At 46.6% G+C, this 19,906-nt stretch carries 15 protein-coding genes; 5 read left to right on the top strand and 10 right to left on the bottom strand.

Going from position 1 to position 19,906, the window contains the following annotated elements:
* The first annotated feature begins 112 nt into the window (after window positions 1-112).
* The gene (locus tag LCF57_RS09025; protein WP_226000392.1) at window positions 113-949 is read left to right on the top strand and encodes a helix-turn-helix transcriptional regulator; all 837 of its coding nucleotides are present in this window, start codon (window positions 113-115) and stop codon (window positions 947-949) included.
* A gap of 74 nt (window positions 950-1,023) precedes the next feature.
* Here the strand turns inward: LCF57_RS09025 and LCF57_RS09020 are convergent, their stop codons facing one another.
* Window positions 1,024-3,282: a glycoside hydrolase family 127 protein gene (locus tag LCF57_RS09020; protein WP_226000391.1), complete on the bottom strand. Its 2,259-nt coding sequence runs from the start codon at window positions 3,280-3,282 to the stop codon at window positions 1,024-1,026.
* A 130-nt stretch (window positions 3,283-3,412) separates the two neighbouring features.
* On the opposite strand from LCF57_RS09020, the gene LCF57_RS09015 reads away from it, so the two are divergent.
* The 3 genes from LCF57_RS09015 to LCF57_RS09005 all read left to right on the top strand — a co-directional run bounded on the left by LCF57_RS09015 (window position 3,413) and on the right by LCF57_RS09005 (window position 5,360).
* Window positions 3,413-3,982 (top strand): AraC family ligand binding domain-containing protein, encoded by a 570-nt coding sequence (locus tag LCF57_RS09015; protein ID WP_226000390.1) that lies wholly within the window; start codon window positions 3,413-3,415, stop codon window positions 3,980-3,982.
* Complete coding sequence (locus LCF57_RS09010; RefSeq protein ID WP_226000389.1) at window positions 3,972-4,307, top strand: helix-turn-helix domain-containing protein; 336 nt, start codon at window positions 3,972-3,974, stop codon at window positions 4,305-4,307. Before LCF57_RS09015 ends, LCF57_RS09010 begins: the two co-directional genes overlap by 11 nt.
* A 114-nt stretch (window positions 4,308-4,421) precedes the next feature.
* Window positions 4,422-5,360: a YwqG family protein gene (locus LCF57_RS09005; RefSeq protein WP_226000388.1), complete on the top strand. Its 939-nt coding sequence runs from the start codon at window positions 4,422-4,424 to the stop codon at window positions 5,358-5,360.
* A gap of 102 nt (window positions 5,361-5,462) precedes the next feature.
* On the opposite strand, the gene LCF57_RS09000 is transcribed toward LCF57_RS09005, so the two are convergent.
* The 8 genes from LCF57_RS09000 to LCF57_RS08965 form a co-directional block, all read right to left on the bottom strand.
* On the bottom strand, window positions 5,463-8,507 hold the full coding sequence (locus tag LCF57_RS09000; RefSeq protein ID WP_226000387.1) for a glycoside hydrolase family 2 TIM barrel-domain containing protein: 3,045 nt from the start codon (window positions 8,505-8,507) through the stop codon (window positions 5,463-5,465).
* A 52-nt stretch (window positions 8,508-8,559) separates the two neighbouring features.
* Window positions 8,560-9,384 (bottom strand): carbohydrate ABC transporter permease, encoded by an 825-nt coding sequence (locus LCF57_RS08995; protein ID WP_226000386.1) that lies wholly within the window; start codon window positions 9,382-9,384, stop codon window positions 8,560-8,562.
* Window positions 9,381-10,277, bottom strand: coding sequence for a carbohydrate ABC transporter permease (locus LCF57_RS08990; protein ID WP_226000385.1), 897 nt, complete (start codon window positions 10,275-10,277; stop codon window positions 9,381-9,383). The genes LCF57_RS08995 and LCF57_RS08990 overlap by 4 nt, the downstream gene beginning before the upstream one ends.
* A gap of 102 nt (window positions 10,278-10,379) precedes the next feature.
* Window positions 10,380-11,669 carry an ABC transporter substrate-binding protein gene (locus tag LCF57_RS08985; RefSeq protein WP_226000384.1) on the bottom strand — a complete coding sequence of 430 codons (1,290 nt, stop codon included), beginning with the start codon at window positions 11,667-11,669 and terminating at the stop codon, window positions 10,380-10,382.
* A gap of 401 nt (window positions 11,670-12,070) precedes the next feature.
* Window positions 12,071-13,888 (bottom strand): sensor histidine kinase, encoded by a 1,818-nt coding sequence (locus LCF57_RS08980; RefSeq protein ID WP_226000383.1) that lies wholly within the window; start codon window positions 13,886-13,888, stop codon window positions 12,071-12,073.
* A gap of 38 nt (window positions 13,889-13,926) precedes the next feature.
* On the bottom strand, window positions 13,927-15,486 hold the full coding sequence (locus LCF57_RS08975) for a response regulator transcription factor (RefSeq protein ID WP_226000382.1): 1,560 nt from the start codon (window positions 15,484-15,486) through the stop codon (window positions 13,927-13,929).
* Between the two features lie 234 nt (window positions 15,487-15,720).
* Window positions 15,721-16,356 (bottom strand): uridine kinase, encoded by a 636-nt coding sequence (gene udk, locus LCF57_RS08970; protein WP_226000381.1) that lies wholly within the window; start codon window positions 16,354-16,356, stop codon window positions 15,721-15,723.
* A 75-nt stretch (window positions 16,357-16,431) separates the two neighbouring features.
* The gene (locus LCF57_RS08965) at window positions 16,432-16,953 is read right to left on the bottom strand and encodes a ClbS/DfsB family four-helix bundle protein (RefSeq protein ID WP_226000380.1); all 522 of its coding nucleotides are present in this window, start codon (window positions 16,951-16,953) and stop codon (window positions 16,432-16,434) included.
* Window positions 16,954-17,272: 319 nt separating this feature from the next.
* On the opposite strand from LCF57_RS08965, the gene LCF57_RS08960 reads away from it, so the two are divergent.
* Window positions 17,273-19,366, top strand: a complete 2,094-nt coding sequence (locus tag LCF57_RS08960) for a family 16 glycoside hydrolase (protein ID WP_226000379.1) — start codon at window positions 17,273-17,275, stop codon at window positions 19,364-19,366.
* A gap of 111 nt (window positions 19,367-19,477) precedes the next feature.
* On the opposite strand, the gene LCF57_RS08955 is transcribed toward LCF57_RS08960, so the two are convergent.
* The gene (locus LCF57_RS08955; protein ID WP_226000378.1) at window positions 19,478-19,822 is read right to left on the bottom strand and encodes a hypothetical protein; all 345 of its coding nucleotides are present in this window, start codon (window positions 19,820-19,822) and stop codon (window positions 19,478-19,480) included.
* Between the last annotated feature and the right edge of the window lie 84 nt (window positions 19,823-19,906).

Raw genomic sequence — 19,906 nt, 5'->3', positions numbered from 1 at the left:
TCCTTTACTTCAAATCGGCTACAGTTGTAAGATTAATACAGATACCATACTATGAATAGAATCGTGCTTATCATAGTATTAAAAGTAATGGTTTTAACGAAAGGAAGTTGACATGAGCGATCAGGAAGAGAAACGCAAGGAGTTAGGGAAGTTTTTAAAATCGAGGCGTTCCAAACTTACTCCCGAACTATTCGGATTGCCCATAGGGGCTAGACGGAAAGTCAAAGGCCTGCGCAGAGAAGAGTTGGCGCAGATTGCAGGCATCGGTCTTACCTGGTATACATGGCTGGAGCAAGGGAAAAATATACAAGCTTCTACCCAGGTGCTTGAACGTCTCGTAACGGTCATGCAGCTTAATGCCGAAGAAAGGAACCATTTGTACAAGCTGGCTCTCGGGCAGCTGCCGGTAGAACAAACGGCTTCAATCGAGGCAAGCCTTATTCCGATCGTGCAAAACTTCATAAATGAATATGAGAGATGTCCGGCTTATGTGACGGATCAGCGGTGGGATATATTGCTTTGGAATAAAGCGGGTGAGCGAGTATTTGGGGATTTTGAAAAGATGGATAAAAAAGAGCGAAACGCGATTTGGCGATGTTTTGCTTCGCCCGCTTACCGGAACCTAATCGGGGATTGGGAAAGCCATGCAAAACGGCTTTTGGCGCAATTCCGGTTAACCAGCACTCCTTTTGTAGGGGAAGGCTGGTTTAAGGATCTGGTCGCTGAGTTAATGGAGATCAGTCTTGATTTCAGACAATGGTGGCCGCGCTATGATATTTTGGGTACGCCAACCGGCAAGAAAAAGATCAATCATCCGCGCGTTGGAACCTTGGTTATGGAACATATCACTTTCCGAGTTTACGATGCCCCCGAACTGAGGCTAACCGTTTATCGCCCTCTGGAAGAGAATGATACGGTGCAGAAAATGATCCATTTACTGAACGATTAGGAGGCTGCCTGGATTGGCTGGCAGCCTCAATGTTTTAAGCGTCAGGTCCAGCAACGATAATCTCAGCGTTTATTTCAACGTCTGATCACTCGCAATCCGGCGACTTTCGCCACCTTGCCTTGCGGGTGAGCTGTAAATCGAATCGTAGCTTCATTCTTTTGGCTCGTCACGGACTGAGGAAGCTCATAGACGAACGTTTCAAATTTATTCATTTCCTCCGACTCCAGCTTGCCTTCTCCTAACATCTGACCATCTGCGGTGATGTCAAAGTCGTGATGAGAGCTGTTGGAGCGGCTCGAGTCCTTCAGATAAGTCACCGCTAATTGGACTGTCTCATCCGGGAGGACCTTCAACACAAAAGAGAACCAGCCCCCAGGCCATGTATCGCGATATTTGCGGTTATAGATGGACCCCAGACTTACATGTTCCCCCGTAAAGGAATGATCCCGTTCAGGCTGCATTTCTGCAGGCTGCACAGCATCCACAGTACGTCGTTCCAGCTCCAGCTGGTACGCCAATGCGGTACGGTATTCCGCTTCTGTTGACGCCCATTCTTCCTTGGAAAAGAGATCCCAATAGACGGTGTAGGAACGATCATATATTTGATAAAACGGACGAAGCTGTAGGTCACCGACGTAGCCTAAGTCGTCCATACGGAATACATTAGGTTCATTCTCGTCAGGAACCAGCTTCGAGGTCAACGAACCTGCCGATCCGATCAGAACAGACGCCAGCAGGCGCTCCGCGTTGGACTCCTGCGCGACAGGGCCAAGGTCTCCAGCCAGCACAAGTGGGCCGTACATAAAAGCAACCCGGCGCGGATTATCCGGCATTTCCTCGACTCTCACGGTCATAGGGATGTCATACTCGATCGTATCTCCGTCCTTCCATTCCCGTTCGATCACCACGTAGCTGGTGGGACAAGCCTCGGCGGTGAACGCTTCCCCGTTGATTTTAATCATCATGCCTTGTTCCGCCCAATACGGGCATCTCAGCTTCAATGTGAAGGACTTGGGCTGCTTGCTGATGACGCGCAGCGTTCCCCGTCCAGTTTGCGGAAAGAGAGTTTCTTGCTTGAGCTGTACATCCATGTCGTCCCACGTTACGGTAGAAGCAACATACTGGTTGACATAGATTGTTTGTGGCGTGTGAAAATAGATGGCAGTGCCGTACATGGAGTGGCTTTCCATCCCGGACCCGACACAGCATGTGAAATCCTCATATTGAGAATTGAAGGACTTGTGTCCACCCATTTCCAGTGATACAAAATAGCACACACGGCCATCGACAGGCTGCTGTGAAGCCAAAATATGATTGAACATCGCTCGTTCATAGTAGTCGGCATAGGCTGCGTATGCGTCCCATTCGAACATATGTCTCGTTAATTTCAGCATGTTGTAGGTGTTGCAGGTCTCGCAGGTGCCTTCACCCAAACGGTCATTCAGCTTACCCGGTTCACCAAAATGCTCATTATAGCTGTTGCCGCCGATCACGTAGGAATGCTTGTGAACAACCCGATTCCAGAAAAAGCGGGAAAGGTCTGCATAGTGCGGTTTGCCTGTCATTTCATATTGCCGTGCAGCGCCAATAATTTTGGGAATCTGTGTATTGGCATGCCGTCCTGCCAGCGTATCCCGGCTGTCTGCGAGGTCATTCAGCACCTCTCCATGATAAAAGCGTTCCGCCAGCTTCAAGAAGCGCTCTTCCCCGGAATGCTCCGCTAGGTCGGTCAGCACCTCGTTCATGCCGCCAAATTCGCAATGCAGAACCCGCTGCATCTGCTCATCATCCAGCCCTCGGAATATGTCCTCCAGCCAGTCGCCGAGTTTGATTTCCATGGGTAGAGCCTTGGGGTGATGCGCCAGCAGATGGGCATCGCGCAAGCCCGCAAACAGTTTATGCATGGTATATAGCGGCACCCAACCTCCGTTCAGATCAAAGCCTTGAGAGCGTATATCTCCAGCCTTTACTTCCTCGAACAGCTCTTTCCCGCGTGGAATACCGGAAATGTATCCGTTTCCATGACTATTTTGGCATATTTCCAACTCGTCGATGACATAGTTTACTCGTTCAAGCAGTCTTTCGTCGCCTGTGGAGGCAAACATCAGCGAGCAGCCGGACAGGTAGTGACCGAGCGTATGTCCGCTGATACCGCGTGCTTCCCAGCCCTCATAATGAGGCGCTTTGGGCTCTAGTCCCGCATATTCACGAAACCGCGATAATAGGCGGTCAGGTTCCAAACTGAGCAGATAGGCCGCATTCAGTTCCATCGCATGGTAAGGTGGACCGGAATCAATGCTTACTTTATGCAAGTCAAAAGCTTTTGCTTTCAAAGTCATCGCTCCTTAGCTAAGATAAAGGTGTATATTTCTCCACTACATTAGCATTGCAATCGCGGTATGTCAGTAGCTTAACCATACAATAGGTGGACAAATCCGAACATGAACCTAAAGAGGCGATAACATGACTTATCTGAAAGTAAATGTGGACGCCCCCCTTCAGTTTATCTCAGCAGGCGAGTTTATTTCCGAGGTGCCCTGGAAGCATATGAACCGTTCTATCGAGAACTTTGAGCTGATCCTTGGTGTCCATGAGAAAGTATATATACGAGAGGATCAGGAGCATTTTGAGATCGGGGAAGGCGATATTGTACTGCTTTATCCTGGACGTACCCATGGAGGATACCGGGAATCGTTGCCGGGGGTTAAATTTTATTGGTTTCATTTCGACGTTCCTGCAACCTCGAATGTATTATCTAACGAGGAAATGAAGCAGGAAATCCAGGCTATGGAGGGGCTTTTGCAGCGTCATGGCATGGTGCGGGATATCTATTTACCACAATGTGTACAGGTAGACAACGGGGATCGGATTCAGATTATCGTCAATCAAATTTTGCATGTAGCCAACTCACATTATCTCACGTATCACAGTGCGAATTATTTGTTGACCTTGTTGTTGATTGAAATATCTGAGCTGGCTCTTGGTCGTCTGATCAATAGTCCTGTCAGCCCACAGGGGGAATGTGAGTTTTAACAAGATTATCGAGTGGACCCGGATTCATGCCGAAGAACCGCTGACAGTGACGGATTTAGCCAGGAAATTCAATTACAACAAGGATTATATATCTCGTTTGTTCAAGCAAAACACAGGCATGCGTCCCTTGGAGTTCATTCACAGTATTCGGATTAACAAAGCCAAGGAGTTGATTTCCCGTACAGATATGAGCATTAAGCAGGTTGCGGAAGAAGCGGGATACACGGATGAGAAGTATTTTATGCGCTTGTTCAAAAAGAGAGTCCATATGACTCCTTCGCAGTACCGGAATGCCTATCATCAAACATTTATGAACAATGTTTAGTCTATTCCGCTTCACGGGAGGCATGGCTTATCAGACTGTAATTTGATAATCTGATTTAAGAGATTAAATGAGAGCAATCAATACATAATACACTGATAAAAAGGGGCAAGCGAGATGCTACAACCACCACTAAAGAATGAACTGACTCGAATATTGGAAGACCATGCACTGGATGAGCAATTAAAAGAAGTGATCTATCGAGAGGCTGGGGCTGCAATACAATTTCATATCGAACATGAAGAGAACTATGAGCGTATTGGCAATAGCCGAATCGCTGGCTACCCGGATTTGCCACCCTCGATCGAGTGGCCGTGTGATTCAGACGGGGAATATTATACGTTTATTGCTCAAATCAATTTGGGCGAAATGCCTTTTTCTCCATTCAAGGGGTTGCCCGAGCAGGGAATCCTTTATTTTTTCCTTGGAGTGGATGAGCCCGCCTATGATATTGACCATAAAATCTTTTACTATAACGGTGACAGCAGCGCTTTGAAGAAAACCTTGCCACCGACTGGGAAGGTTGAAGTATGTGCCGAGGACAGGGATTTCACATCTTGTGCAATTTCTTTTCAGCCGATCTTGACGGTGCCGTCGGAGAGTGAGACGGCAGATATTCTATTAGATGAGCATGAGGAGCTTTATGAGCTTTTATGCGAGCATAGTGATACGGTGTGGGGGCAGCATCAGTCTTTTGCCGGGAACACCCGGCGGGATGCCTATCTGTGCCGAAACGGGCTGGAGGGTCTTCTGTTTAACTGGCATAAGAGTGAGAGCCAGATCCATAAGGAAGTCGAGCAGGCCATGCACAGGGGAAGTACAGAGTACGCGGAGCATTTACGATCTGAAGTGCTGCCTCAGCTGCAAGAATACCAGACGAACCGGGAAAAGCACGACAAGGCTTCAGAAGATTGGCACGTTCTGCTCTCCGTTTCTTCTTTGGACGAGGTCGGCATGTGCTGGTGGGACGCAGGATATTTGGAATTTTTCATGGATAAAAAAGATTTGCAAAACCTTGATTTCACGCGAACGTATGTCAATCTGGCTACCAGCTAATCGAATGTATAAAGCCCTCCCGATGCTTCTCTCATGAGAAGCATCGGGAGGGCTTAGCTTGTTGCATCAGGCTTATCTTGAATATATATACGGTGAGCTTATTTACACCCGTTGCACAGTAAATTCAAACTCCAGCTTTTGAGCGGCTGAAATTTGGTATTCCTCATGTACGGGGGCCCCCCAGCTGTCGTCGCCACCTACGCCCATTTGCTTGCCGGCTACGGTGACGACGGTGTAGTAGACGTTTGGCAGCTCATACTGATGGTATGCACTTTCCAGTTCAAATGCCGTATACGGTGAAATGTTGCATTCCACAGGCGCGGTTGCCGGTGCAGTAATGCGAATGCCTCGCTGAGAATCGTCGGTAATATCGACACGGCGTACGCCTGTACGGTTACCGGATTCCTGTGGCACGACATACCCGGATACGTTATCCGCAGCTTCGTTGCGGAATATGCCGAGTCTTGCGCCGAAGGCACGGTCGATGTAATTCTCATCCGGTCCCATTGCGTACCAGTCCAGATGGCGGTAATCCGCCGGAACCTTGAACGAAAGGGCAAAGATCGGCAGATTAGGTAGTCCTGATACGCCTTCATAGGTGGATTTTACGTTCAGACTGCCATCGCCAAAGACGGTATAGGCTACCGTTATCTGTACGTCTGCATGAATGCTTAGCGTGTAGCGGAATGTAACGGTCACACGGTCTGTTTGTTCTTCCGTGACTTCGATGCCTACACATCTACGCGTCAGGCTGGCAGCAAACCAGCCACCAGCTTCAAAGCCCAGTGCGGTTCCCCGATCATTGTCTGTAGTTGCACGCCAGAACAATGGAGCCGGAGGCATAGCGATCATCTCACGCCCGGCGTAACGCAGCGAGGTCAGGCTGCCTGCTCCTTTGGAGAACATGATACTGAAATCTGTGCCGTGAACGCCGATGTTCACATCGCCATGCACCAATCGCAGGGTTCCGCCTATAGGGGCTTTCAGTGGATTTGGATCTTCCACGATGAAAATATGCTGTCCGAAGGCTACTTCATGCCCGGCCTCAGCCCAAAGCGTAGCTTCCTTCAAAACAAGCGCCGTGTGAATGACATATTCCCCGGGCTTCCCGTCCGTACTCGGGAACGTCAGTGGAATATAGGCTTCTGTCTGAGCCGCTACATCCACATGAATGGCATTTCGTGCGATTTCCCGGCCTTCATGCAGCAGACAGTATACAAGCTCGTAGTCGCTCGTTCCCTCAAACAGGTTCTCGTTGCGAATGGCCACGCCGCCCCGATCAGGAGTGAGCTTTAGATTCTGGTACAGGAATTTGACCTCCTGCATCTTCGGTGAAACCTTCCGGTCCGCATAGACAATTCCGTCCGTACAGAAGCCATAGTCTGTTGCCCGGTCGTCAAAGTCGCCGCCGATCGCGAGGTACTCGCGTCCGTAGCGATCTTTTTTCATGACCGCCTGATCAATGTAATCCCAAATAAAACCGCCCTGATACAGCTCGTATTTGTGCTCCAGCTCGGTATATTTGTGCATACCGCCTACGGAATTACCCATCGCGTGCATATACTCGCAGCTGATATACGGCTTTTGCGGATTGTTGTTCAGATACTGCTCGATATCTGCGGGCTTGGCGTACATTCGGCTCTCCATATCGCTGGTATCATCGTACGTGCGGTTGTGGAACACGCCTTCGTAGTGCACCAGACGGCTTGGGTCGGCAGCTCGGAAATAGTTGGCTACATTGCGCAGCACTTCACCAGCATACGATTCATTGCCGCAGGACCAGATCAGAATGGACGGATGGTTTTTATCCCGTTCCAGCATGGAAATGGCACGATCCATGACGATATCCTGCCACTCGGGCAGATTGGCGGGGATATTCCAGGAAGGCTCAACTGCGCCAAGTTTCTGCCAGGAGCCATGTGTCTCCAGATTCATTTCGTCAATCACATATACCCCGTACTCATCACACAGCTCATACCACAGGGTCTGATTCGGATAATGAGAGGTACGGACCGCGTTCATATTGTTCTGCTTGAGCGTTCGGATATCCCACAGCATATCTTCACGAGAAATCGCACGCCCGGTGCGGGCGTTAAATTCATGTCGGTTCACACCCTTGAAGACGATCCGTTTGCCGTTCAGATGCATGACCTTGTTGATCATCTCGAATCTGCGGAAGCCGATCTTTTGCGGAATGACCTCTACGAGCGATCCATTAGCCTCATAAATTTGGATGAACACCGTGTACAAATAAGGTTTTTCCGCGCTCCAGCACTGGACTTGATCCAGTGTTGCCGACAGAGAAGCCTTGCCATCTGTAAAATCCGCCTTCAAAGAAGCTACAATTTGGCCCGCAGCATCTTTGACATCGACGGCTGCATAGGCTGCTACTGCTTTTTCCAAGGTCAGCTCCAGCTCCAGCAGGCCCTGGGTGTAGGAGGCATCCAAATCGGCCTTCACATGCAGGTCACGTACGTGAACACGAGGGATCGTGTACAGATATACGTCTCTGAAAATGCCAGAAAAACGCCAGAAGTCCTGATCCTCCAGCCACGCTCCTGTACTTCTTTGATATACCTCTACCGCCAGCTTGTTTTCGCCGGCTTGCAGGAACGGGGTCAGTTCAAAATCAGACGGTGTAAAGCTATCCTCGCTGTAGCCGACAAAATGACCGTTTAACCATACATAAAAAGCCGACTCGACACCCTGAAAAGAAATAAACACAGGCTGCGCGTCGAAAGCCAAATTTTCCGGCAAAACAAAGCTTTTAATATAGCTCCCTACCGGGTTGTGATCCTCAGGAATATGCGGTGGGCGAACGTCCGAATGTCCATCCCACGGATACATCGTATTCACGTACTGCATTTGGCCGAAGCCTTGTGTCTGAATGTGACCCGGTACCTGAATATCGCTCCAGCCGCCATACTCAAACTCGGGAGCATAGAATTCCACCGGCCGACTGGCTGGATTTGCTGCATAGTTGAACTTCCAGCTTCCAGTCAGGCTATGGCGCCAGGCCATATCGGCCTGGTGCTCCGCTTCCTGAAGTGTGGCGTAATATTTATGATCGGAATAGGCTGGCAGCCGATTTACCGCGAACTTGGTCACATCGGTGAGCCAGTCCAGACTAGGGGTATGGATGGTCAAGGCGAACACTCCTTATTTTTAAAATGAAATGAAGATATTTTCCAGCAACCCGTTATTTGACCGAGCCCACCATACCTGCGACAAAATGCTTCTGCATCAAGAAGAATACCAGTGCAGTCGGCAATGTGGACAGGACGATAGCGATCATGATTACACCGTAATCAGGTGAATAACTGGAACCCAGATTCGAGATCAACAGCGGGATGGTTTGGTTCTCCGGCGTTTGCAGCACGATCAGAGGCCAAAGGTAGTTGTTCCAGCTCGACATGAACGTGATGATTGCGGCAGCGGCATAGGTTGTTTTCATCGTAGGCATGTATACTCGGAAGAACAGACCCAGCTCGGACAATCCATCCATACGACCTGCTTCCAGCAGATCCTTCGGAAACATCTTGGTGCTTTGACGGAAAAAGAAGATCAGGAACGCCGTAGTTACGGTTGGGATGACGACAGATGAAAGGGTATCAATACCGATCCAGGGAATGACATTAGAAACACTGCCGAACATCCGGTAGAGCGGAATCATGATTGCCGCAAACGGAATCATCATCGACATCAGCAGGATATTGAAGACAACGTCTTTCGCTTTACTTCTGTAAATTTCAAAACCATAGCCGGCCAGGGATGCAATCAGCATAGCCAGCAGTGTAGTAGAAATGGAGATTTTGGCCGAATTACTTAGCGCCGTCACGATATCCACCTTTTCTAGCAGGCTGTGCATGTTATCCATTAGATGAGAGCCGGGCAGAAGCTTGCCTTTCGTCACATCGACCGACAGGTTGGTGGAGCTGGATAGCATCCACAGGAACGGGAAAATGGAAACGAATGACACAATGATCAGAAACGCATACGTAAACAATCTTTTCGTTTTCATCATTTTTTCTCACCTGCCACTTTGAACTGGATAATCGACAAGGTAATGATCATAATGACGATGGAGTAGGATACGGTCGCCGCATAACCAAAGTCGGATGAATACTTGAAGGACAGGTTGTAAATATATTGCGAAATAGAAGATGTCGCGTTACCCGGTCCACCCTTGGTAATATTCATAATTTCATCAAAGAGCTGGAGTGTGCCTATGGTCGATGTAATCGAGGTGAACAGGATAATCGGTTTAAGCAGTGGAACGGTAATGCTGAAAAACTGCCGGATCGGAGAAGCACCGTCAATTCGGGCTGCTTCATAGATGGAGCTGTCAATATTCTGGAGACCGGACAGGTAAAAGATCATATTGTAGCCAGTCCAGCGCCATGTGATCGCGATAATAATCGTGACTTTGGCCCAGAAGGGGTCTGTAATCCATTGGATCGGCGTGCCAATCACGTGCAGATTCAGCAATAAGGAATTTACCAGACCGTCAGCCGAGAACAGATATTTGAACACAACGGAATAGGCTACCAGTGATGTAATACAAGGCAAGAAGATGGCTGTGCGGAAAAAGCCCTTGAATTTCAGATTTTTATCATTCAGCAATACCGAAATGAACAGTGCCAGAATAACCATCAAAGGTACCTGGAAAATTAAATAGATAAATGTATTCTTCACAGCAGTTATAAACATTTTATCGGTGAACAGACGCTTGTAGTTATCAATGCCGTTGAAGGTGAGATTAGAACCTGTACCTGTCTTGAAGGACAAGATAAGTGCCTGAATCATCGGGTAGAAATAAAAGGCTGCAATCATGATCACTGCGATGGATATGAACAACCATCCTGTCATACCTGCTTTGAGACGTGTTGTAGTCATTTTAGGTGCGGCTGTCTTCATAACCATATCAACTCCCTATGCAGCATTAAAACCTTGAACTCGCAAGCCCAAGGTTTTAAGTGCTTATCGTTTTATTGTTTAGCCTTGGCTAGATGGACTGTCTTATTTAAGCTGTGCTTCTGCTTGTCCTTGAGCATCTTTCAGAACTGCGTCTACATCTTTGCCGTTCAGATAGTTTTGAATTTCAACGGTCATGATATCCTCAATGGCATAAGTGTGCAGGCCATAATTGACTTTTGGAACTTGTTTGGTCCAGTCTGCGAATTTCTTGAAGACTTTGTCGCCACCGAAGTATGGATCTGCCACGTCATAAGCTTTACCGCTGGAAGCTGCATTTAATGAACCGACAATTCCGATTTTGCTTAGCATATCTTGATACAGCTCTTGGTCTGAGCCGAAGGTTTCTTTCAGGAAATCAGCAGCTGTATCTTGACCGTCCGAGTTGAGGACATACCAGGAGCTGCCGCCGAGGCTGGAAGCATTCACGGATTCAGGTACATTTTTTAATTTAGGGAAAGGAACAACGGCCCATTTACCTGATTGTGAAGCTTCTGCTTTGATCGAAGGCGTAATCCAGTTACCCGTAGGTACGGAAGCAACTGCACCGCTATTGAAGGCTGCCAGGAATTGACTCCAGTCGGCATTCATTTTAACAATATTTGCGTCGAACAAGGATTTGTACGTCAAGAGCGCTTCTTTCAGAGCAGGATTACCTGCCAGGTTTGGTGTTTTACCGTCTTCTTTCAGGTACCATGAACCTGCGGATTGGATCATACCACGGATTAGACCGAGGTCGTTCGGATCTTGAGTAAGCATTTCTTTACCTGTTTTTTGTTTTACGGCTTTACCAATTTCAATGAATTTGTCCCAATCAATATTGGTCAGGTCAGCTACTTTGTAGCCAGCTTGCTCCAGATAGTCTGTTCTTACATACAAACCCATAACACCGGAGTCGAATGGAACACCATACTGCTTGCCATTGTAGCTGGTTGGTCCGATTTTATAATCAGCAAAGTCGGATGCCTTGATCGAGCTGCTCATATCATGGAAAGAATCCGGATAAGCTTGCAGGAAGTTTTGTGCCCGGTAATCCTCGATCAGGACCACGTTAGGCAATCCTTTGGTAGAACCGGAGTTAAGACCGGCATTCATTTTTTGTACGATATCATTTTGAGCATATTCAACAATGTTTACGTTTACATCAGGATGTTTGGCAACATAGCGATCTTTTGCCAGTTTCAGGGCCGCGATATTGAAGTTCGGGTCCCAAGCCCAGACGGTAATTTCTTTTTTGCCTGAATCTGTGGTCGTAGCTGCTTTCTCAGAATTGCTGGAACACGCAGACAGCAAGATCAAGCTTGCGATCAGCAAAAGGAAAGACACTTTTTTCATTTTGTTCAACCCCTACTCTTTTTTTATACGTGCTAATCATTTAAAACTTATTGAAAGCGGTTACCTTGTTTGTGAATCTAGTGTATCATCCTTGCTTTGCTCGCAGTTAGGAATATCTTTATACGGATTTGTCTTATTATTATCATTTATCAAAAAAGGCACCGCTTACATTTGCACTTTCCTTGGATTTAGGTACTTTTTTTAGGTTGAACTAAAGTTATACACGAAGCGCCACTACGCGGTCGGATGGTGCTTCGCATCGCTGTTGTATCCAGATTTCTTTATTCAAATTATATAAGGTTGAAATCTGGATACAAAGGCGACCGCTACGCTTGTACAGCACCATTCCGCCCACTCCGTTCTTGTTCCACCTTCTTTGTCTTAAGTTCAGCCTATATTTTTTATAAGATAGGAGGGGCGGGTTTTACGATCAATGGCAGTGTCATTTTCACTTTGGTGCCTTCGCCTTTTTTGCTGGAGATGGTCACGCCATACTCTTCTCCATACAGAAGGGTAATGCGGTTGTGTACATTCTGGATGCCGATGCCAGTGAACAATTGGCGCTTGCTCTTAGGATTGGGCAGTCCGTCCTTTGCCGTATGCCCGTCCAAATCCATACCGTCTCCATCGTCTACCACCTCGCAGATCAATGTATCCTCTGTTTTGGACACCAATATATAGATGTGACCTGCATTTTTCTCATTAAACGCATGGAAAAAAGAATTTTCGATAAAAGGCTGAATAATCAGCTTGGGCACATGGTATTCCAGACAATCCGGTGATACAAAATAATTCACCTGTACCCGCTGCCCATATCGCACATGATTAATGAACACATAGTTTTGCATGTTGGCCATTTCCTGCTCAATCGTGATCGTCTCGCTTACGTTACTGATTGTATTTTGCAGTAGGGAAATGAGTGCGTTGATCGTCTCGGCGGCGGTTTCCTTGTTTCCTTTGAGCACCAGCATTTTGATCGAAGCCAGTGTGTTGTACAGAAAATGCGGATTGATCTGCCGTTGTAGCGCAGCAAGCTCTGCGTTTCGTTGTTCTTTTTGCGTCTCCAGCAGCTTGCGAATATAGTCATTCAGCTCATCCAGCATGTAATTGTAGGCATGACTCAACTGTCTGACCTCATAGCTGCCCGTCACCGGGAGATAGTTATCAAAATTTTTCTCGCGGACCGTCGACATTTGCTTGACCAGCCGAGTCAGTGAACGAACCAGGCGACGGGAAATCAGAAAAACAATCAGCAAAGCGATCAACACGATAGCAATGCAGATGAATACAACGGATTTGACGTCAATAATCTGCCCAATCGCAGTTTGTCTGTCGATCATGTTAACCAGATAAAAATCATACGAAGGGATATAGTTGGAAAGGAGGATACTATCCTTGTTCATCACGTTCGCATTCATGTAATTTAGCCCTTGCTCATTGATTGTTGTCGCATAGCCCAGCAGCTCACGGGAGTGTTGTCCGATTAAGTCCTGACGGTTGCTCGACACGATGAGCCCAGACTTGTCCAAAATAAGCACATCATTGCCGTTGCTTGTGAAGTTGTTATAGAAGCGGCGAAATTCCGGCTCGCGAATGGCAATGTAGATCATGCCATATAAAGTGCCGCTGGTTCGCTCCATAAATGCCTTCGAGGCGATAATATAAGGTGTCGGTTTCTGTCCGGTATTATTATTCATTTGCTGACGCAATAGATCCGTATCCAATTGATACATAAGCTGTGTCGGCTGTGCCGCGCTTCGGGCTGTAATGAAACTGTTTTTGAGCTCCTCCGCAGTTACCGGCCAGTAGGACGAGTCAGAATAAAAGCTGCGGCCATTCATACCGGTTACGGCTACACTGACATCATAGGCGTCGACATTTGATTTAATCTGCTTCATCTGCTGTGCCATACCAAAGTAGATGCGTGCCGAGTTAATGGAGTCGGATTGGCCGCCAGTCAGGTAGCTTTTGACCGTTCCGTTTTCCGAGGCATGGGTTACGGCATTCACAATTGAGTCATTGAAGGACTCAAAGCTGGACTGAATCTGACTGAGTACCTTGGCATTCGTAATACTGAATGTCTCGGCAAAGAGTCGTTCAGACATTCGTATCGTCACCAAAGAGGTCAGCAACGACACCGCAGTGATGCTGACCACCATAACGACAAATATTTTGAAGAACAGACCCTGATATTTGATTTTATGAATATACCTTTTCATATTTAAGCTCTTTTCTGCTGCAGATATGCGCTTGCTCTCTAATGGAGATACTCCCGGCGGTATTGACTGGGTGAGTACCCCGTCACTTTTTTGAACACTTTGGTAAAATAGCTAGGGTCCGAATAGCCGACAGTGCTGCTAATATCGGAAATGGGCATGGTACCCGACCGCAGCAGCTCAGCGGCTTTCTCCACTCGAATCTTGTTCAGATACTCACTGAAACCCTCTGTATGATGGGTTGTAAAATAACTGGACAAATAGGACGGATTAAAATGAAAATATTGTCCAAGTGTCGTCAAATTGAGCGTTTCAGCATGGTGTTCCTCAATATATGCCAGCAGTTTTTTCATGCTTGCGCTGCTGCCTTGCTGCGTTTTGGCCATGATCTGCCTGTTCGCTTCCTCTAAAAAGGTCTCCAGCAATCGTACTGCTTCATGTACGTGAGACGCGTCGTTAATCATTTTGAAGTAGGAATATTTTGCTGCATCTAGCTCTTTCATATCATACCCCTGATTCCCAAGTAAAATCGTAATGTTGAATACGATGTTCCCGAGCAGCGATTTAAACTCAAAAGCGGTAGAGTTATAGTTGCGGGACATGGCTGCTACATAGGATCTCAAATCCCGAAAAGCCGTATCAAAATGCTCGCGCTTCATCTCCTCCGTGAATTGCTTCAAGTTAAATGTGCTGTCCACTTGTACAGGCTGGGGGAGCTCGTCTTCCATCAGCAGCGCTGTTTCCGGGAAATAAAAGCGACAGCTGAGCAGCTTCGGCAGCTCATCCTGATAAACCTCGCTAAATCGATTAAAATCATCAAACAGGTGGCTGACCGCCCAACCTATCTGTGGATCGACTTGCTTCGTCTCCTGGGCCACTTCCCTGACCGCAGTCATCCAGGAGTCTGCCTCCCGCGGATCAAGATTGGCTAAAAAAACGGCCGTATGAGCATCAGACGGTAAGGGTCGGAGTACAATTTGTTCACAGGCAGATGTCACTCGATCCGTAAGCCTGGAAAATAGGTCTGAGGCAGAGTAGGAGCGGCCTGTACCCTGTTGAGCTGGTTGCTCTATACCTATAAGCGCAAAACGGGCATATGGAAATGCCTGCTTTAGCAATTCAGCGTCATATTCTATGCTATAGCCGGAAATGAGCTTTTCGATCACATGATCCATCGTAATTTGATTATCTCCAGCATCTGCCTGATATTGAATGGTTGGGATTTTGTGAGCTGTCCGCTGGAGCACTTGCAGCAGCTCATCCGTGTCCAGCTTGGGCTTTAAAATATAATCAGCAACCCCTTGCTGAAAGGTGGATCGTACGTAATTAAACTCGCCGTAGCTGCTGAGCACAATAACCTCGATATCCGGATAGTTCTGTTTGACTATTCGGGTCAGCTCCTCACCGTCCATGATCGGCATCACGATATCCGTGACGACAATATGAGGACGCAAGGATTCAATCAGCTCCAGCGCTTCTTTCCCGTTGGAGGCTTCGCCTACAATCCGAAATCCGTATTTTTCCCACGATAAATGGTGCTTGATTCCTTGCCGGACCAAAATCTCATCATCTACAATCAAAATGTTGCATAGCTCATTCATGGCAGCACTCTCCGTAATTATACCTATTCAAAAAAGACCGCATTAACGCGGATGTTATATCATTTGAGGCATACGATTGGCAACGCTTCCAACTTAATTCAAATATAAAGCATTTAATCTTTACATGCTAACATAAACCACACGGGAATCCAAAAAAAATTAGTTCCAATGGCATATAAAACGACAAAAAGGCCATCGAGAAGATCTCGACAGCCTGAACAAACCGGGATTACCCTAAACCGTACCCCATGTCCGATCCCCTGCCAAATATTTTTCCGTCAAAATAGATAGCAGTTGAATACCAACCTCATTATGTCCTCCCTCAGGAAGGATCAGGTCCGCGTATTTCTTGGAAGGCTCAATAAATGCCTCGTGCATAGGCTTAACCGTAGTCAAATAGTGATCGTGGATCGAATGGATGGTGCGGCCGCGCTCCTCAATATCTCGAAGAACCCGACGAAGAATACGCACATCAGGGTCAGTATCCACAAATACCTTAATGTCGAGCAGGCTACGGAGCTTTTCGTCAGACAGCACGTGCAGACCCTCCAGCATAACGATATGATTCGGCAGAAGCTCTACTGTTTCGTTAGTGGAACGGGCATGAACCGAAAAGTCATACACTGGCGCTTGCGTCGCTTGTCCTTTTTTTAGACATTGCAGATGCTCGATAAGCAAGTCGTTGTCAAAGGCAAACGGATGATCATAATTGACCAAAGCACGTTCGTCATAGCTCAGATGTGAATGGTCTTTATAGTAGTTATCCTGAGATATAAAAGTCACTTTATTAGATCCCAGACGTTCAACGACAGCGCGTGCTACCGTCGATTTACCGGAACCTGTACCGCCGGCAATACCAATAATAAGCATGGCGTTTCACTTACCCTTCCCTAAATGTATCCCGATACAACTCAAGTATTGTAGCACAATGCACACTTTTTTTCATCAATGTTGAGCTTTGTATTTCTTCCATTTTCGTATCTTGGCCCTGAATGTTTTAAAAGGTGCCACAGAGTTGATATGAATCCATCTGGCCACGGGCCAGTTCGGATTACTGCCAGTCCACTTGTGAACGCCCTGTATGAAGAGTTCTTCATGACCGAGTGTGTCAATCCAATCCAGCCACCTTTGTTCGGTTAGCTTAAATAGCTGGCGCAATTCACGTAAAGAATGGTGGGAGTAGGTTTTGTAAAAGGATTGGTAAAGCTCGCCTAGTCTATTCCATTTATAATTTGGTGCAGGCATGATGACAGTGTTTCCTTCCTTTTCGTCTCTGTCCCATGACATGACAAGCTGAAGCCATCCGAGCTGGTAGGCAATCATTTCTGCGGGGGTTTTATCTACCTCGGGAATCCGAATATCCTTTTGATCCTCGTCTATCTCCTCGAATTCACTGTCTAACAACAAGTAGGAGGTATGGATGGCTTCTTTTAACTCCGTTTTGGAAACGTACTGGTAGCTGGACATCTGATCGCTCCTTTACATTGTATTTATGATACTCACCTTTTTATATGTACCACTCTCAATATGACAACCTTATGTCTTATTCGAAAATAAAAAAATAGCGATTTTTGTGATTTTATGAAAGAGCATTTGGTGTGTTCGCGAAAAAGAACGAAAATTAATAGAGAATTTAAGACAAAAGATAATTAATTAGGCATATTTTAATATTTTATTATATGTCTATAATTATTGGAGGTAGTGCTTGGACATGTCATGATGTGGCATGGATGGTGCTACAGTTGTTTAGGTATTCATTAATTTATTTAAAAAAGGAGGCTGTTACATGAAGCCAGGTTTGTTGAAAAAATGTGCAAGTGTAATGTTGAGCGGTTCGTTGGCGCTGTCTTTATCGTTGCCGTTACTAGGTCATGCGTATGCAGATGGTAATTTACAGGTGAGTGATAATTTTGAACAAGGTGAGGCTCAAGGCTGGACAGTAGGCTCGGGGAATTGGTCTGTTGTCAAGGATGGAAATGGCTTTACATACCAACAATCTAGTCGAAGTGAAAGCCACTCCGTTAAAGGTAATGCCTCATGGACGAATTATAGTGTGCAAGCAGATGTGTATGTAGATGATTTTAATGGCTCCAACCGGGTATATATCGCAGGCAGATACACAGATGCCGATAACTTCTATGCGGCTTCGTTGTACAACAAGAAGGGCGGAGCTCTCGAAATTCGTAAAAAGGTAAACGGTTCCATGAAGACACTGGCTACTAACAAGAATTACAAACTGGACACCCATACCTGGTACAGAGTAAAGCTGGAACTGTCCGGTTCGGAAATAAAGATGTACGTCAATGATAAACCGGAGTTGTCCGCAACAGATTCCAGCCTTACTGCGGGAGCTATTGGTTTGGTAACCTCCAAGACAACTGCTCAATTCGATAATGTGATCGTTTCCGGTGCCTCCTCGGAAGGGGATACAGGTACATCACCTGTGAACCCGGTACCAGGCAAAGATCAGCCAACTCCTGGTGTGGATAACAACGCAACCTCCAAAAACAACTATAATTTGGCCGGCTTCTCGTATGGTAATACAGGCGGTGGAAACATTGCGGAAACCGATGCTAATTACAAAAAGGTCTACAACGCTGTAGATCTCAACGAAGCACTGAAGAAAGGAACCAAAGTCAAGGTTATTGAGATTATGAACGATCTCGACCTCGGCTGGAATGAAATTCCTAGTGCTGCCAAGGTAATGCCTTTTAGTGCCAACAACCCTGTACAGACACACCCTGTCCTAAAGAAGACAGGTGTGAGCAAAGTCTATCTTGAAAACTTGAATGGAATCACGATTTTCTCGGCAAACGGCGCTAAAATCAAACATGCTGGCTTTGTTATCAAAAGAAGCTCCAATTTGATTTTCCGCAACCTCGAATTTGACGAGCTTTGGGAGTGGGATGAAGCAACCAAAGGCAACTATGACAAGAACGACTGGGATTATATTACCGTCGAAGGTGCAAGCTCCAAGGTGTGGATCGACCATTGTACATTTAACAAAGCCTATGATGGTTTGGTAGATGTGAAAAAAGGCAGTAACGGAGTTACGATTTCCTGGTCTTTGTTCAAAGGAGACGACCGCAGCTCCAACAGCTGGGTGACCCAACAGGTCAACGCCATGGAAGCAGACAAATCTTCCTATCCTATGTACGCTTATCTGAGAAGCAGTGCAGTAGGCATGAGTAAAGAAGATATCATTGATATTGCAGCAGGACAAAAGAAAGCGCATTTGATTGGTGCTACGGAAATGGCTGGCGACAATGCAGATTTGGAAGTAACGCTGCATCATAATTACTACCTGGATATTCAGGATCGTATGCCTCGTCTGCGTGGTGGTAATGCTCATGTATATAACATCGTTATGGATGATGCCGGATTGGCCAGAGCCAAAAAAAGAATTACACCTGACATGGCCAAAGCAATTGCTGCAAAAGGATACCATTTTGACGTAGTAGGTAACGGTGCAATTTCAACGGAAAATGGCGCGGTACTGCTTGAAAAATCGTATTTAATTGATGTATTTTCTCCTGTTCGTAATAACCAAAAGGATGCAGACAAAGCCGATTACACAGGCAAAATTAAAGCAGAGGACGTCATCCTCTCGGATAACGGCACCGTGTTCAGAGGAGGCAGTGACGATGCGAATAGCCCGTTAGCTCCGTATCCTGCGAAGGCCAAGGCCTTCTCTTGGAATGGATTCACAACATTGCCATACAGCTACACAGCCGATGATCCTGAAAACCTGGTTGCCCAATTGCAGGCCAAGGATGGAGCGGGTGCAGGCAAGCTGAACTGGTCGAATGATAATTGGCTCAAAACAGTTTACAAAACAGCCGTTTCGAAAGATGCCCAAGTGGTAGATGATTCCGAATAAGTATTTGAGGATTTTGCAAAATCCTGATTCACGAAGAAGCAGCCAGGACAGATATACTCTGTTCCTGGCTGTTTTTGGGTTAGCTCCATTTAGGCTGCGTTCGGTACATTCTTAACCGATAACAACAAACGAGGATACGCCAGCAGGTACCGATCTAACCCGGAATAACGTTCCATCGTCTCTAAAGGTGCGCAGAATATAAGGCTGGTTCGTAGGTGTGCGGACTCTGCTGAATCGGGCAGTACCAAAACTGTCGAAACCTGCAGCTTGCACAAAGCTTCCATCTAGACGCCGGAGTGTAGCAAAAAATCCGCTCGTGTTAAAAGGGACACCATTATTGTTAGCCCAGATAACCGTAAATCGACGGAAGGTTTGCGTAGGACTCACATTGCGATATCTCGAAGCAGGAACCTTTCTGCCCGTAGATTTCAGCGTTTGTGGAGGACGAATGGCCACTTCAAATCAACTCCTTTGTTGTGATGAGATAGTAGATGCATACAAAGGAGTTTTGGAATGTGCTATAAACTACTTATTAAAAAA

The sequence above is a fragment of the Paenibacillus sp. BJ-4 genome (assembly GCF_020404765.1).
GTDB lineage: Bacteria > Bacillota > Bacilli > Paenibacillales > Paenibacillaceae > Paenibacillus.
Note: the sequence above shows the minus strand (reverse complement) of the source record. Positions and strands in the feature narration are given on the sequence as shown.